At 57.2% G+C, this 14,955-nt stretch carries 12 protein-coding genes; 9 read left to right on the forward strand and 3 right to left on the reverse strand.

The window, feature by feature from the left end:
* Positions 1–129 precede the first annotated feature (129 nt).
* The 6 genes from KP014_RS13660 (at position 130) to KP014_RS13685 (ending at position 5,894) form a co-directional block, all read left to right on the forward strand.
* Positions 130–1,227, forward strand: coding sequence for a quinone-dependent dihydroorotate dehydrogenase (locus tag KP014_RS13660; RefSeq protein WP_036592260.1), 1,098 nt, complete (start codon positions 130–132; stop codon positions 1,225–1,227).
* 127 nt (positions 1,228–1,354) lie between these two features.
* Positions 1,355–2,167, forward strand: coding sequence for a GTP diphosphokinase (yjbM, locus tag KP014_RS13665; protein ID WP_036592252.1), 813 nt, complete (start codon positions 1,355–1,357; stop codon positions 2,165–2,167).
* The gene (locus tag KP014_RS13670; protein WP_090834560.1) at positions 2,157–2,585 is read left to right on the forward strand and encodes a DUF309 domain-containing protein; all 429 of its coding nucleotides are present in this window, start codon (positions 2,157–2,159) and stop codon (positions 2,583–2,585) included. The genes yjbM and KP014_RS13670 overlap by 11 nt, the downstream gene beginning before the upstream one ends.
* Before the next feature lie 111 nt (positions 2,586–2,696).
* Positions 2,697–4,256 carry an RsmB/NOP family class I SAM-dependent RNA methyltransferase gene (locus KP014_RS13675; protein WP_036597366.1) on the forward strand — a complete coding sequence of 520 codons (1,560 nt, stop codon included), beginning with the start codon at positions 2,697–2,699 and terminating at the stop codon, positions 4,254–4,256.
* Positions 4,257–5,015: a pseudouridine synthase gene (locus tag KP014_RS13680; RefSeq protein ID WP_036597365.1), complete on the forward strand. Its 759-nt coding sequence runs from the start codon at positions 4,257–4,259 to the stop codon at positions 5,013–5,015.
* 78 nt (positions 5,016–5,093) lie between these two features.
* Positions 5,094–5,894 (forward strand): Cof-type HAD-IIB family hydrolase, encoded by an 801-nt coding sequence (locus KP014_RS13685; RefSeq protein ID WP_036597364.1) that lies wholly within the window; start codon positions 5,094–5,096, stop codon positions 5,892–5,894.
* A gap of 97 nt (positions 5,895–5,991) precedes the next feature.
* On the opposite strand, the gene KP014_RS28765 is transcribed toward KP014_RS13685, so the two are convergent.
* Together KP014_RS28765 and KP014_RS13690 are read right to left on the reverse strand one after the other, a co-directional pair.
* On the reverse strand, positions 5,992–6,084 hold the full coding sequence (locus tag KP014_RS28765) for a YjcZ family sporulation protein (RefSeq protein WP_246590720.1): 93 nt from the start codon (positions 6,082–6,084) through the stop codon (positions 5,992–5,994).
* A 141-nt stretch (positions 6,085–6,225) separates the two neighbouring features.
* Positions 6,226–7,623 (reverse strand): RsmB/NOP family class I SAM-dependent RNA methyltransferase, encoded by a 1,398-nt coding sequence (locus tag KP014_RS13690; protein WP_036597363.1) that lies wholly within the window; start codon positions 7,621–7,623, stop codon positions 6,226–6,228.
* 324 nt (positions 7,624–7,947) lie between these two features.
* On the opposite strand from KP014_RS13690, the gene KP014_RS13695 reads away from it, so the two are divergent.
* Genes KP014_RS13695 through KP014_RS13705 form a run of 3 tightly spaced genes read left to right on the forward strand, consistent with a single transcriptional unit; the run spans position 7,948 to position 13,857 of the window.
* Complete coding sequence (locus tag KP014_RS13695) at positions 7,948–9,084, forward strand: glycosyltransferase family 4 protein (RefSeq protein WP_036597362.1); 1,137 nt, start codon at positions 7,948–7,950, stop codon at positions 9,082–9,084.
* 5 nt (positions 9,085–9,089) lie between these two features.
* Positions 9,090–10,430 (forward strand): metallophosphoesterase family protein, encoded by a 1,341-nt coding sequence (locus tag KP014_RS13700; RefSeq protein ID WP_036597361.1) that lies wholly within the window; start codon positions 9,090–9,092, stop codon positions 10,428–10,430.
* On the forward strand, positions 10,384–13,857 hold the full coding sequence (locus KP014_RS13705; protein WP_216700501.1) for an AAA family ATPase: 3,474 nt from the start codon (positions 10,384–10,386) through the stop codon (positions 13,855–13,857). Before KP014_RS13700 ends, KP014_RS13705 begins: the two co-directional genes overlap by 47 nt.
* Here the strand turns inward: KP014_RS13705 and KP014_RS13710 are convergent.
* Positions 13,844–14,953, reverse strand: a complete 1,110-nt coding sequence (locus tag KP014_RS13710; RefSeq protein WP_036595184.1) for a YkvI family membrane protein — start codon at positions 14,951–14,953, stop codon at positions 13,844–13,846. The two genes, KP014_RS13705 and KP014_RS13710, sit on opposite strands and share 14 nt — an antisense overlap.
* Positions 14,954–14,955 lie beyond the last annotated feature (2 nt).

Below are 14,955 nucleotides of genomic sequence, written 5' to 3' on the forward strand. Positions count from 1 at the left end.
AATGCGTTTACAAAAAAAATACTATACTCCCCGTCCATCCCGCTTTTCGCGAAGAAGACTAAAACTTTTCTTTTCCCGCGGAAAAGGCTAAAATTAAAATGAAACTTTACGCCTGAAGGAGCGAGAATGGTGCTGTATCGAAATATTGCGAAACCTTTTTTCTTTAAAATGGACCCGGAAGCAGCACACCATCTCGTCATCGGGGGACTTGAAAAAGCAGCCGCCCTGCCGGGCGGACGCTCCGCCTTGCGCCTGATGTACGGCGTCCCGGAGACGCCGGAGCTGGCTGTTGACCTGTTTGGATTTCATTTTCATTCGCCCGTAGGGCTTGCAGCCGGATTAGACAAGAATGCTCAGGCGATCCCCGGATTTTCGTCAATCGGCTTTGGCTTTATGGAAGTTGGTACGGTGACTCCGAAAGGCCAGCCGGGGAACGAGCAGCCAAGGCTGTTCCGGCTTCCTTCTGATGAAGCGCTCATCAACCGGATGGGCTTCAATAATGAAGGCGCGGAAGTTATGGCGCGGCGCCTCAAGGCAGAGAACAGACGGACCATTCCGGTCGCGATCAATATCGGACGGAATAAGATGACCGCCAACGAAGCCGCGCATGAGGATTACCGGAAGTGCATCCGCACACTGTATCCGTACGGTGATTTTTTTGTGGTTAATATCAGTTCTCCGAATACGCCGGATTTGCGCAGCCTCCAGCACGGAAGCGAACTGTCCCATTTATTGTCGGAAGTTAAGCAGGAGATGGAGCTCCAGCGCGGGTCAAGCAGCGTCCGAAAGAGCATTCTGGTCAAGATTGCTCCGGACGTAAGTAGCGCGGAGCTTGAATATATGGTGCATACGCTGACAGAAGCGGGAATGGATGGTATCATAGCTACCAACACGACGGTTCGCCGCGAGGGACTCACCCATGAAAGCGCGTCTGAAACCGGCGGACTCAGCGGAAAGCCGCTCCGGGACAGATCAACGGAGATCATCTCCGCCATCTACCGGCAGACGAACGGAAAGCTGCCGATTATCGGTTCGGGCGGCATTTTCTCCGCCCAGGATGCCTATGACAAGATCCGGGCGGGCGCAAGCCTGGTCGAAATATATACGGCTCTCATTTACGAAGGGCCGGAGGTAAACCGCAGGATACATGCCGGGCTGCGGAATCTCCTGAGAAGGGACGGCTTCCGGCATATCTCCGAAGCGGTGGGCGCGGACGTCCAAATATAAGAAAGTATAAGCTATGCGCTTATCCAAAGCCTTATATTTCTACGAGAGACGGATGCAAGCCCTATAAGGGATGCGCAGCCTTCTCTTCTTGGCTGACGGCGGAGAGTAAAGGACAGGAGGAAGGACGATGGACGGCAGAGATTGGGGCACTTTTTTGCTTCCATATGAACAGACAGTGGAAGAACTCAAGGTCAAATTCAAAACAATGCGCGCGGAGCTGAAAAAGCGCGAGGAATATACGCCGATTGAATTCGTAACCGGTCGGGTGAAGCGGCTGTCCAGCATTCTGGAAAAGGCGAAACGCCTAAATGTGCGGATGGAGGATCTGGAGCAGGGGATCGAGGATATTGCGGGAATTCGGATCATGTGCCAGTTCGTGGAGGATATCCGGCGTGTGGCGGAGTATATCCGCGTCCGCAAAGACCTTGAAGTGGTATATGAGAAAGACTACATTACTAATTATAAGGAGAGCGGCTACCGCAGCTTCCATATGATCATCAGGTATCCGGTACAGACGGCCCTCGGACAAAAGATCGTGCTGGCCGAAATTCAGATCCGCACGCTGGCGATGAATTTCTGGGCGACCATCGAGCACTCCCTGAACTATAAATATCGGGAAAGCCTGCCGGATGAAATCCGGCTGCGCCTGAAGACGGCTGCGGAGGCAGCATCCATTCTGGATAGCGAAATGTCCAGCATCCGGGAAGAAATACTGGAAGCGCAGAAGACGTTCGAGGAAAATTCCAACACGACGACCCAGGTTCTCCATGCGATACATCAATTGTATTTCTACCATCTTGTCAATGAAGCAATCCGCAGCCAGGAAGAGTTCAACGAGATTTGGCAGCGCCAAGATATGGAAGCGATGAAGGAACTGCTGGGACGGGTGCGCGGAATGATTTCGCAGGCGAAGAAAGACGATTTGCCGGATGGGTTATGAACCTCTGTATGTCGCTTATCTGATCTACTTCAATCGGGACCGCGATTATTTCGAATGTCACGAGGTTCTGGAAGAGCTGTGGCTCTCCAAGGACCGCGACCCGCTGTACAAGGCGTTGCTTCAGGTAGCCGTGGGACTGTATCATTACCGTAATGGCAATGCGCGCGGCGCCATAATTATGCTGGAAGGAGCGGCCGCGAAGCTTCGGGAATATCCGGAGATTACGCTGGGCATTCATCTTGGCAAATTGGTCCGTGAGACGGAAGATTATATCCAGCGGTTGAGGGAGTATGACAATCTGCCTTATTACGATTTGACTATCGATATTGTGGACGGGAAGCTGTCGGAGGCGGTTCATGCCGCTTTGCCGGACATCAAGCCGAATATCCCCCAGCGGCGGGGACCCCGGAGAGAGTAGTCCTGCCGCCGCTGACCCTTGCAAGTGCTTATCAATTACGTCTCAGGAACACCCGCAGGGGTGTTCCTGAGTTATTCAACCCTTAAATGGGATAATCGGGAGGACGGCAGCATGTCGGTACAACTTCCGCACTCCTTCTCCGAGCGGATGAAGGAGCTGCTGGGACGGGAATACGAAGCATTCACGAAGACCTATGGGGAGATCCCTCATACGGGCATCCGTGTCAATACACTAAAGATTGCGGTAGATGAGTTGCAGCGGATTTCACCTTACCGTTTGGAGCCGATCCCCTGGTGCTCCACGGGCTTTTATACAATCGAAGGTGCCAGACCCGGCAAGCATCCTTACTATCACGCCGGGCTTTACTATATTCAGGAGCCGAGCGCCATGGCGCCCGTCGAGCTGCTCGGCGTTCTCCCGGGCGACCGTGTGCTGGATTTGTGCGCCGCACCCGGTGGCAAGTCGACGCAGATCGCCGCCAAGCTTCAAGGACAGGGAATGCTGATCAGCAACGATCTGCATCCTGAGCGGACCAAGGCCCTGGCCAAGAATTTAGAGCTATGCGGCGCGAGAAACGCGGTCGTCCTAAATGAGAGCCCGGAGAGAATTGCCGCGGCGTTCCCGGGATTTTTCGACCGCATCTTAATTGATGCACCATGCTCGGGCGAAGGCATGTTCCGCAAGGACGAGGATATGGTCCGGCAGTGGGACGAGAACACTCCGACCAAGTATGCCGGCATGCAGCGGGAGATTTTGCAGGCGGCGGCGCTGGCGCTCAGACCGGGGGGGACGCTGGTTTATTCAACCTGTACCTTCTCGCCGGAGGAGAATGAAGGGAGCATCGCTGAGTTTCTTGCCGGACATCCGCAGTTCTCGGTTGTTCCGGCCGGGGGCACTGGCTCCTTTGCCCCGGGGCTGGAACCGCTTCCGGGTACGGCGCGTTTATGGCCCCACAAGGTGAAGGGCGAGGGACATTTTATTGCCGTCTTAAGAAATAATGGAAAGCCGGAAGAGGAGAAGGACGAAGGGGCGGGGTCCGGAAACAGCGACAAGTCACTGACGGTCGTACCACTTGGAGAACGCAGAGGGCAGAACGGAGAAGGCGGCCGGACAGCCGTCTCCCGCAAGGACAAGTCATCCGTTGGCCGGGGCGACAACCGAAACGGCAGAAACGGCCGCGCTTCCTCCCGGAACGATGGCCGGGGACGCAGTGCGGCCATTACATCGGAGGGAGATATTTTAGCATCCTATAGGGAGTTTGCCTGTGAGCAGCTTGGCTGGCAGCCGGAAGGCTTTCCTGTTCTATTCGGGGAGCATCTGTATTTGTCGCCGCTTCCGCGTGAAGCGCTGAACGGCCTGAAAACGGTGCGTCCCGGCTGGTACATGGGTCATGTCCGGAGCGGCCGTTTCATTCCCGGCCACCCGCTTGCAACCGCGCTGACTTCCGGAGAAAGCCTGCGCAGCCTGTCGCTTGCCGGAGACGAGCCAGAGGCTGTGTCCTATCTGAAGGGGGAGACATTGTCGATTTCGGAGGACCGGTTGACGATTATCACCGGCACATCGCTGAAGGGGTATGTACTCGTCTGTATCGACGGATACAGCGCCGGCTGGGGAAAATGGCAGGATGGCATCCTTAAGAATGAATATCCCGCAGGCTGGAGGTGGACATAGATGGCAAAATCAAAAGGCGGCGAAGGAAAAAAGCAACGGCTTGATAAGATACTGTCACATGTCGGCTACGGCTCGCGCAGCGAGCTCCGCAAGCAGGCCAAGCAGGGTCTCATCACCGTTAACGGCGTGATCGTGAAAGACAGCAGTGCGCATGTCGATCCCTACAACGATACAATCGAGGTGGACGGCGAGACAGTTCTTTACCGTGAACATATTTATCTTATGATGAATAAACCGCCGGGCGTGCTGTCGGCGACGGAGGACAAACGGGACCGGACGGTGCTGGATCTGCTGGAGGAGCGTTATGCGGTGTTCGAGCCTTTTCCGGTAGGCAGACTGGATAAAGATACGGTCGGATTGCTGCTGCTGACGAGTGATGGCCAGCTTGCCCATGAGCTGCTCTCACCGCGCAAGCATGTGCCCAAGACCTATGAAGCCCTCGTGGAAGGCGAGGTCGGGCCGGACGATGTGGCGGCTTTTGCGGAGGGTGTAAGACTGGACGACGGTTATGTTACATTGCCGGCGCAGTTGACTATTCTGGGAAGAGAGCGCGGAAGACTGATCATTTCGCAAATCTCCCTGACGATTACCGAGGGCAAGTTCCATCAGGTGAAACGGATGTTCCAGGCTGTCGGGAAGAAGGTTATCTTTTTAAAAAGAGTCTCGATGGGCAATTTGCCCTTGGATGCGAATCTGCCCGAAGGCGCCTGCCGTGAGCTGACGAGCGAAGAGCTTAAGCTGCTTAGAACAGAAATTTAACATTTGGCAGCACAAGCCCGGATGACGCCGTATTATAATTTTACATAGAGATAAAAGATGCTTAGGGGATGGTGGAGAATGAAATATAAGCTTATAGCGCTCGATGTAGACGGTACGCTGCTGAATGACGATCATAGCTTGAGCCCCGAGAATAAAAAGACGGTCGCCGAAGTCACCAGACAGGGAGCCAGGGTCGTTCTGTGTACGGGAAGAAACCCGAAGAACGCCATTCCAATTATGCAGGAGATGGGATTGACCGGTTATGTGCTTGCCGATAACGGTGCCGTCACCGTGCGGGTAGAGGATCAGGAGGTCATTCATCAGTACCCCATGGACGGCCGCGGACTTGATCCGTATATTGAGTACTGCCGCCATCGCGATATCCATTTTGACGTGAACACCGCTTTCGAGCTGTATGTTGACAATGTGGCGCATCTGACCAAAGAAGCCCACTTTATGTATGAGCATCTTCAGCTTGTTCCCGCGTCCTTGCCAGCATGGGGGGAGTTTCGTGAACCCATTGTCAAGTTCACCGTATTTTCCTCAGCGGAAATGATGGACGAAGCCGAGCGGGAGTGGAGCACATGGATACAGTCGTTTAATATCCAGCGGAGCGGAGAGTTTTTCATCGATTTAATGCATCCCGAAGCCTCAAAAGGCAATGCGCTGAAGCAGCTGGCTAAGCAGCTTGGTATCCGTCAACAGGACGTGCTGTCCATCGGCAACTACTATAATGATATTTCGATGCTTTCCTTCGCGGGCCTTGGGATCGCCATGGACAATTCTCCGGTAGAAGTCAAAGCGGCGGCGGATGCCATCACCGGCACCAATAACGAGAATGGAGTATCGGAGGCACTCATTAAATATTGCTTATCTTAAGAGGCATCAATCGCGTATAATTTTTCATAAAAGAGTGCTCTCAGCCTATGCGGCCAAGAGCACTCTTTTGTTAACAGGGCGTATAATATCATGTAGATTAAATGAAAAACGAGCGGGTAATAATGACTAGCAAAATGAAAAGAACCAAAATAGCTCCGGTTGAATTGTAGCCTCCGTAAGCTACGCCCATGAGGATTCCTCCTTTAATAAGGATCTGTTTCCCCGCTGCCGCCTTATGCCGCCGCGACCCAGTGGGATACAATATCGTATGTGGAGAGGGCTCTTGCCGCACCGGTCAGCCGCCTAATTCGCTTAAATAGGCGGGCTACTCTTAGGGCTGGCGCAGTCCTTTCGGATAATGGTTTTTGAGCTGACCGGAGCTTGCTTTGCCCCAGCCAAGCGGCAAATGGTCCACGGTGACCAGCGTCCAGCCCTGCAGATCATCCGGCACGGTTAGACTCTCGCCCCGCAGCCAGCTTCGCACCTCGGAGCTTTCCGGGTCCAGATCGAACGAACGCGCTGCCTGCTCTGGAGAAAGAGCCATAGCGAGCGCATGCGCAGGCTCCAGCCTGTTCTTCTTCAGATGGGCAAGATGGAGGCCTGCCCGGGGAATACGCAGTCCGTGAAGCAGTTCCGGGGAAAAGGATTCGCCAAACGAAGAGGGGAGCAGGTAGAGCGAATCCCCGAACAGAACCGGAACGCCTTCCGCCCGGAATCCCGGGATTTCTGCAGCAGCCCATTCCCGAAACTGCCGGAATGCGGCCTGGGCGGCGGCTTCCGGTCTTCCGCCGGCACGCCCTTTACCGCTACGATTCCCGCGTTTCGCGGAGCCTTGATGTAGCGTGTCTGCGGATGAAGGATCAGGGGTTCCGCACTTGGCCAGCAGGGCCACAAAATGCCCTTCGCCTTTGTCCTGATGCGGCCACAGCCGTTTTGCCGCCAGCAGCTCCATATCGGGATAGCTTGCCTTCAGCCGCGCGATCAGCTCTTCATTTTCTTTCCTATTGAACGTACAGGTCGAATAGGCAAGCCGTCCGCCGGGTTTCAGCATAGTATAAGCATCCTGTACAATATCCCACTGCCTGGCGGCGCACATCTCCACATGCGCCGGCGACCATTCGCTGATCGCGCCCTGATCTTTGCGGAACATTCCTTCTCCGGAGCAGGGGGCGTCAAGCATAATCCGGTCGAAGGATTCGGGGAAGCGCCGCGCCAGATCGCCAGGATTCGCGGAGGTTACAAGCGCATGGGAAAGACCTAACCGTTCCACATTTTCCGCCAGGATTTTAGCCCGTTCAGGATGGATTTCATTCGATACGAGCAGTCCCTGTCCTTCCATCAGGGAGGCGATATGGGTAGTCTTGCCGCCGGGAGCGGCGGCGAGATCAAGCACCGTCTCGCCGGGCTGCGGGTTGAGCAGTACGGCGGCGGACATGGCTGAAGGCTCTTGAATATAATATAACCCGGCCTCATGATAAGGATGGCGTCCCGGCCGCGCGGGATCCTCATAGTAATAGCCTTCAGGACACCAGGGAACAGGCTGAAGGCCGAATAGACGCATAGCTTTTTCGGCAGCGTTTTTTCCCGAATCTGTGCAGGTTTTTAGCCCATTCATCCTCAGACCTTGGGTCTTCGGCGCTGCATATGTATCCAGAAAGGCGTCCGTTTCGCTTCCCAGCATCTCTCCGATCATGGCTGTAAAAGCGGCGGGCAGCATTTCCTTATTCATTGTTGCATTCTCCTTTTTTCATTTTAATCAAGTGGAATGAAGCGTTGCGGCACAAGGCATTGCGGTCTCATCGGCGAAGGATAACGGTTTTGTGTGTTGCCGTTTAGGGCGGATGCCGATAAAATCTAAGTAGGAACTCAAGTAATACCTGTGTACATATGCTTAACTATATCATAATTGCCAAGCAAGGCCGTTTTTGAAAATATAAGAATTTATAAGCTCTGCGCTTATATCGTGTTCTTCTATTTCTATGAGAAACGGTACCATCCCTGAAGGGACGGTGAAGTTGTTTCTTCTTGGGCAATAGAAAAGGGGACTTACCATATGAATCTGCTGCAAGCGCTCTTCTTTCCGCCGGAGCAGCCCGGCGGTGTATCCTCAATGATTCCCTACTTGCAGGAACGCTTTCGATCAAGCCGCTGGGATATGGAGCTGTTCTGGCTGCCCAAGCGCATCCGCGGAAAAGGCAGTGACGAAATCGTCTTTGAAACGTTCGATTGGACGCCTTATGGCGAAAGTCCGGTTGTACAAAAATATATCCAGACCTACCGCGATTATTTGTGGTGGACAAAGCTTCGCCTGAACAAGCGGTTCGATCTGATCCACGCGCATCATCCAATAGCCGGAATGGCAATGAAGAAAGTGTTTCCGGATGTGCCGCTAGTCCAGACGTTCCACTCCAGCTACGAACGTGAGCTGATACTGAACGGGAAAATTGCCGAGGACGGGCTGGAGCATCAGTTCCTGACCTTGATTTACGGGGAACTGGAGCATGTAAGCGACCGGCTGATGACCGTGTCACAGTCCTTTGCGGATTATATGTCGCATTATACGGAGAACCCGTCGCGCATTCAAATCATCCCGAACGGTTTTGACGAAAAAAGGTTCAAGCCGGTGGCGCATGAAAACGATGTTCCCCAGCTGGTGACCGTCACCCGTCTCGTTCCGGCCAAAGGGATCGATGTGCTCTTCAACGCCTGCGCCGAGCTTAAGAAGCGCGGTCACGAATACGTGCTGCATATTATCGGGGACGGACCGTCCCGCGCCGATCTGGAGAATCTGGCGAGGTCGCTCGGCATATATAATGAAACCATTTTTTACGGCTATACCTTGCATCCCGAAGAATTTATGCCGTTTTTCGATATTTTTGTGCTGCCATCCCGCGCGGAAGCCTTCGGCTCCGTATTCGCGGAGGCTGCGCTTAGCTGTCTGGCACTCGTCGGAACTGACGTCGGAGGTATCCCGGAGCAGATCGAGGATGGTATTAACGGTCTGCTTGTCAAGCCCGATGATGTGATCGCTCTGGCGGATGCGCTGGAGAAGGTCATCACAGATCCGGCCTTTCGTTATGAGCTGTCCCGTTCGGCATGGGACAAAGCCAAAAATCTGTACTCCCTGACCCGCATCGCCAATGAACTGAAAAAGACGTATCTGCAGCTTCAGACCGGCAGCAAAGAGTGAACGGCATGATCCCGTTTCGTTTTCTGCACGCTGCTGACTTGCATCTGGACAGCCGGTTTACCGGCTTGTCCCATATCCCGGGACTCATTAGAGACTATCTGCGGGAAGCCGCCTTTGCCGCCCTGGGGCGGCTTGTTGCCGTGGCGCTGGCGGAAGAGGTCGATTTTGTCGTTATCAGCGGAGACGTCTACGATTCTGCCGATTCTTCGCTTCAGAGCCAACTGCGTTTTCAGGAAGCGCTGCTGGAGCTTTCCCAGAGCGGGATCGCGGTCTTCCTTATTCACGGCAATCACGATCCGCTGGACGGTCCGCGTCTTCAAATGGAGCTTCCGGATGGCGTCACGGTCTTCAGCGCCGACAAGCCGGGGCAGGTTATCGCCGTACGCCGCATCGATGGGCAGGAAGCTGCGGTGGTCAGCGGAATTTCCTATCCCACGGCCAAGGTGACGGAAAATACGTCTCTGCGGTTTCGGCGGAATGAAGACTGCGGACTGTTCCATATCGCGCTCCTACACGCTAATGTCGATGGCGATCCGGCGCATGAGACATACTCTCCTTGTACCCGCAGAGATTTGATCGACTCCGGCTTCGACTATTGGGCGCTCGGCCATATCCATAAGCGCCGGGTTCTGCATGAACGTCCCTTTATTGTGTATCCGGGGAATATCCAGGGACGCAGTGTCAAGGAGACAGGACCAAAGGGCTGCTGCATCGTGGATGTGGACGCCGGCGGAATCGCTGCCCTGCGGTTCAAGGAACTGGATGAGGTCCGTTTCCTGATTCGGGAGATTTCGATTGACAATATGGTCAGGGAAACTGAATGGATAGAGGCGGTGGAGCGGGCGGTGGAAGAGGTCCGGGAGGAGCATTCGAACATGATGTCCGTCATCCGTTTCCGAATCACCGGCCGGGGTGCCGTTCACCGCATTCTCTCGGAAAGAGGGGCGGCGGAAGATCTGTTGGATGAGCTGCGCCGGCGCGAAGCGCTGCGGGCGGAACAAGGACGGTTCCAAGGGCTTGTCTGGCCGGAAGGCTTCTCTCTAGAATCCGGAACCGAAGTTGACCGCGAACGTCTACTTGTAGAAGACAGCTTTCTCGGCGAGCTGATGCGGCTGGCAGCGGAAAGCGCAGAGGATGGCAAAGCGCTGGACGAGCTTGTCCGGACCGCCCTGGCGCCCCTTGGGGAGAACCGTGAGCTAAGGCGGATGCTGGCCGAAGCCGGGGAAGACGATATGCGCGTCTGGCTGACAAGGGCGGCCGAAACGGCCGTGACCCTGCTCAGCGATGCCCTGGCACCGGATGAAGAAAGCGATGATCGGCCCGGCAGCCGCCAAGGAGGTCGGTAAGATGAGAATTCAGCGGCTTGAAATCGGCGGCTTTGGCCGTCTTCACGGCAGGGAATTGGAACTGTCAGCGGGATTAACGGTGCTGTACGGCCCCAATGAGGCCGGCAAATCTACGATGCTGCAGTTTATTCGCGCTATGCTCTTCGGGATTCCCGGCCGGAACTATCCGGCGGAAAGATTAGAGCCTGTGCACGGCGGTTTGCACGGCGGCGTCCTGACCGCCCGGGACGGACAAGGAAAAGCCTGGAGCATCCGGAGGTACGCCGGAGGTTCGGAGGGCGGAAAGGGCGACAGGCTCAAGATTACGTTAAGCAGCATGGACGGAAGCGTGGAAGAGCTGGGACAGGAGGAACTGGAGAAACATCTGCTGGGCGGCGTCTCCCGGACTATGTTCCGCCAGCTGTTTGCGGTGACGCTGGACGAGCTTCAGGAGCTTGGAACCTTGCAGTCCGAGGAAATGAGCAGCTATTTGTTTCACGCAGGCATCGGCGGAGGAGGAGAGATCCTGCGAGCGGAGCGGCGTCTCCAGCAGGAGGCGGAGAAGCTCTACAAGCCGCGGGGCAGGACACAGGAAGCGGCGAAGACTCTCCAGTCGATCGAAAAGCTGGAACGGCAGATAGCGGAAAGCCGTTCTTATCTTCCGCGTTACAATGACAATACCGCAGCGCTGCAGGCCGCGGAAAGTGAGCTAGAGGAACTGGAGCGGCGGCGCCGGGAGGAAGGGGCCTGGCTGACACGCCTGCGCAAAGCGCTCGATATCCGTGATCTGTGGCTGAAATGGGAAGCCGCCCGCCAGGAATTGGGGGAACTGCCCGACTTTCCGTCGTTTCCCGAGGATGCTCCGGAGCGCTGGCGTGATTTGCAGTCAAGGACCGGTAATGCCGCGCAGGCTGCGGCCCGCGCCGAACGAATCGTCGCGGAATTGAAAGAAGAGCTGGCCGTGACCGCTCATGACCCTCGACTGGAAGCGCAGGGTCCCCGGCTGGAGCGTCTTCTCCGCGCCCAGGGCGGCTATGAGAACCGGAAGACGGAGCTGCGGCGGCTGGATGAGGAATGGAAGCTGCTGCGCGAGCATTTGCAGCGCATCCTGCGGAGCATACATCCCGGCTGGACCGCCGGGGAGCTTACGGATTTCGCCGGAGCTGCAGCGGATCGTGAAGCTGCACGCCGCTTCGGGGTCCAGTTCGCCGCTTACGACCGGCGAATGGAAGGTCTCGCCGCCGAGCGGCAGGCGCTGCGTGTGCGCCTTGCCGCAGCGCAGGCGTCGCTGCAGCAGGCGGAGCGCTCGCTTGCGAGGGAGCAGCGGGAAGGCGCCGCCTCCTTCGCGGCGCTGCGGCCCATAAGCCCGCGCGAGACGGCGCGGCTGTGGGACGAGCTGCAGCAGGCTGCGGAGCGCTGGCGCGAGGCCCAGCTGCGGCAAGCGCTGCCGGGTGCAGCGGCGGCCGCTGGAGGCCGTAGAACCGCCGCCGCCGCGCCGCTGCTGCCGCTGGCCGCCGCGCTCACCGCGCTGCTGCCGGCGGCGCTGTGGCTGACCGGAGCGCCGCCGGTCAGCGCCTGGATCGTGCTCGGCGTGCTGGCCGCCGCCGATCTGGCCCTGCTTGCCGGCGGGCGCGGTGCGCGCCGGCAGACCTCCCCGCCGCCAGTCAGCGGCGGGGAAGAAGCCGCAGCCGAGATGCTGCGGCTGCGGGGGCTGCTGCTCTCCGCGCCGGAGGCGGAGAGCGGGGATGCGCGACCGGAGCGTCGGTCGCGCATTGCGCCGGCCAGCCCGGATGCGGGCGGGCTGGAGGCGGGCATGAAGGAGCTGCGGCGGCTGATGGACGCCTGGACAGACTGGCACCAGCGCGCCGAGCGGCTGAGCGGCGAGCGGGATCTCCGCCGCACGGAGGCCGATGCGCTGGCCGGTCAGGAGCAGGCGCTGGTCCGTGAGATGGACGCAGCCGAAGAAGAATTCCGCGGAACGTCAGCGCGCTTCGAGGAATGGCTCCGCCGCCGTAACCTGCCGGAGGATCTGTCTCCGGAAGGGCTGCCCGACATTTTCAGGCTGGCGGAGCAGGGGAATGAGCTGCTTCGCCGGGAGGACGGGCTTCACCTGCGAATTGCCGAGCTGAAGCGGGAAACATCGGCGTTTGAGGAAGAATGCCTGCTCCTGATGGCGGAAGCCGGAGAGACTGCGGAGGAAACGGCTTCTGCCTCGGAAGAGGCTGCGCGGAAGGCGTGCGAAGACGTATCTCGCGCTTCATCCTTCATTTTATCTGATGCTGCATCGTCCGCCGCCTCGCTCTCCGGCATTAGAGAGCCTGATTTATCGCCCTCTGTGCCTACCCGCGCTTCACAAACGGATAGTGCACCTCCCGACAGCCGGCCTAGAGTCGTTTTGCTTTCCGGAGAATTGCCAACTGCTGCTGAGCGGCCTGGCAACTCGTCTGACCCCCCCACGCTGCTTTCGCCGATCCGCTGGCTGGAGGAGAGAGCCGCGGCATGGGAGATACTTAAGTTGGCGCTTTTGCGCCGAAAAGACCTGATGTCCCGGATGCGCGGAGCGGAGGAGGAACTGGAAGAGAATCGCCGGGAACTGGAAGCGGTGCGGCAAATTTCTGGTGATTTGCTGCGCGAAGGCGGGGCGGAAGACGGCGAAGATCTGCTTCGCCGGGCTGCAGCCTTGTCCCGGCGCAGGGAACTGGAGCGGTCGCTCCGGCACTGGGAGCTGGCCATGTTCGGAGGCAGGGACGAGGAAGAAAGGCAGGGACTGCTGGAACTGCTGGCACTAAAGGACGCTTACGCGCTGGAAGAAGAGAGGAAGCGGGAGGAGACGGGCCTTGCCGAACTTGAGGAGCGAAGAAACGCGCTGCTTCAGCTTCGGGGCAGGCTGCTGCAGGAGAGGGAGAGCCTGAAGAAGGTCTGCCGGGAGGATACAACGCTTCAGCAGCTGGAGGAGCAGAAGGCGGCGCTGCGGGGTATCGCCGAGCAATATGCCGTTTCTGCGCTCGCGGCGGAATTAATCAGCCGGACTAGACGCATTTACGAGCGTGAGAAGCAGCCGCAGGTTCTGGCCTTGGCTTCCTCGTATTTCGAGCGGCTGACCGGGGGAGAGTACCGGCGCGTCGTTATGACGCTGGGGAAGAAAGAGCTGAAAGCGGAACACCGGGAAGCGGGCTTGCTGGACAGCGGGCTGCTGAGCCGGGGAACGGCCGAGCAGCTGTATCTCGCCCTGCGTCTGGCTCTTGCGGGAACGATGGACAAGCAGGACCCGCTGCCGCTGCTGTTTGACGATCTGTTCGTCAATTTCGATGAGCGGCGTTTGCAAGCGGCGCTTTCACTGCTTGGCGAACTGTCAGCTTCCCGCCAGGTTGTAATGCTGACCTGCCACCGTCATGTCGCCGAGGCGGCTGCCAGGCTGGTGACGGATGCCTCCGTTATCTCCGTGTAGACCGCGGTACCGGTTTGGAGGCGGGCAGCAGCTCCGACTTTGGAGGCGCCACCGATTTACTCGGCGGAACCATGGGAGCAAGGATTAATTTGACTGCCCAGACGAGCGACAGCGCCCCGAACATGGGATAGAACAGCGCCAGCAGCGAGCTGAAGCCGAACTGACTGAAGACATAGCAGGTCAGCATGACCGCAGGTGTAATGAAGGCGGACGAGATCGGCAGTCGCTGCGCCAGTTGAAGCGTAACGCCATAAATATCGGCAACAAAGGTGCTGAATATTTCCAGAAAGATCAGCATCAGATACACAAGCTGCACCAGTGGTCCAAGACCGAAAGCGATGCTGCCCATCGGAATCTCAAACTGCAGGATGCCCGGCATGTGCGCGCTCATGGCAAAATGCGCCGCCATCAGCATAAAGCCAATGCCCAGACCGCCGAGAATGCCGCCATAAATAAGCGGTCGTTCACTCTGGGTATGCCGAGCCATGGGAACGAGGACCGCCTGCGCCATACCTAGATTGAACGCCGTATACAGAAAGGGTGACAGCCCGGCGGCAAAGGCGCTGCGTTCGGTACCGAGCAGCAGGAAACGATGCGCCCCCGGATGTTCGAGTGTATTGAAAATAATAATTAGCGACAGGGTCAGCATCAAGGGAACGACAATGCTGTTCATTTGCAGAATGCCGGAAATGCCTCTTTTCAACAGAAGATATGAGCCGATCACGGTCAGCACCAGCCCGGTTTGATAGTGGAGCCCGAGATGCTCCTCAAAAATCGCGCCCGCTCCCGCCAGCATAATGCTGTTGACCCCGATCAGAATAATCAGGGTGAACAGGCTGATAATGCCGCCCACATTCTTCCCGAACAGATGGCGGTTGAAATCCTCATAGGATTCCGCTCCAATCCGCTGGGCAAGAATCATCATTTTGGTGCCGAGCCAGATAAAGACCGCTGTGGAGAACACAATGGTCAGCGTTGCCCAGCGGCCGTACTGCGTGAAGAACTGGAGAATTTCCTGGCCGGTGGCGAATCCGGCTCCCACAATAGTGCCAATATAAGTAAAGGCGATTTGCAGCGTGCGGAGCATTTGTCTCATAG

The sequence above is a fragment of the Paenibacillus sophorae genome (assembly GCF_018966525.1).
GTDB classification, from domain to species: domain Bacteria; phylum Bacillota; class Bacilli; order Paenibacillales; family Paenibacillaceae; genus Paenibacillus_AQ; species Paenibacillus_AQ sophorae.

Bases quoted from the DNA above. Each gene is read 5' to 3' on its own strand.
- KP014_RS28765 (WP_246590720.1), bottom strand. From the start codon at position 6,084: ATGGGCGTAGCTTACGGAGGCTACAATTCAACCGGAGCTATTTTGGTT.
- KP014_RS13680 (WP_036597365.1), top strand. From the start codon at position 4,257: ATGGCAAAATCAAAAGGCGGCGAAGGAAAAAAGCAACGGCTTGATAAG.
- yjbM (WP_036592252.1), top strand. From the start codon at position 1,355: ATGGACGGCAGAGATTGGGGCACTTTTTTGCTTCCATATGAACAGACA.
- KP014_RS13695 (WP_036597362.1), top strand. From the start codon at position 7,948: ATGAATCTGCTGCAAGCGCTCTTCTTTCCGCCGGAGCAGCCCGGCGGT.
- KP014_RS13710 (WP_036595184.1), bottom strand. From the start codon at position 14,953: ATGAGACAAATGCTCCGCACGCTGCAAATCGCCTTTACTTATATTGGC.
- KP014_RS13670 (WP_090834560.1), top strand. From the start codon at position 2,157: ATGGGTTATGAACCTCTGTATGTCGCTTATCTGATCTACTTCAATCGG.
- KP014_RS13690 (WP_036597363.1), bottom strand. From the start codon at position 7,623: ATGAATAAGGAAATGCTGCCCGCCGCTTTTACAGCCATGATCGGAGAG.
- KP014_RS13705 (WP_216700501.1), top strand. From the start codon at position 10,384: ATGAAGAAAGCGATGATCGGCCCGGCAGCCGCCAAGGAGGTCGGTAAG.
- KP014_RS13685 (WP_036597364.1), top strand. From the start codon at position 5,094: ATGAAATATAAGCTTATAGCGCTCGATGTAGACGGTACGCTGCTGAAT.
- KP014_RS13700 (WP_036597361.1), top strand. From the start codon at position 9,090: ATGATCCCGTTTCGTTTTCTGCACGCTGCTGACTTGCATCTGGACAGC.
- KP014_RS13675 (WP_036597366.1), top strand. From the start codon at position 2,697: ATGTCGGTACAACTTCCGCACTCCTTCTCCGAGCGGATGAAGGAGCTG.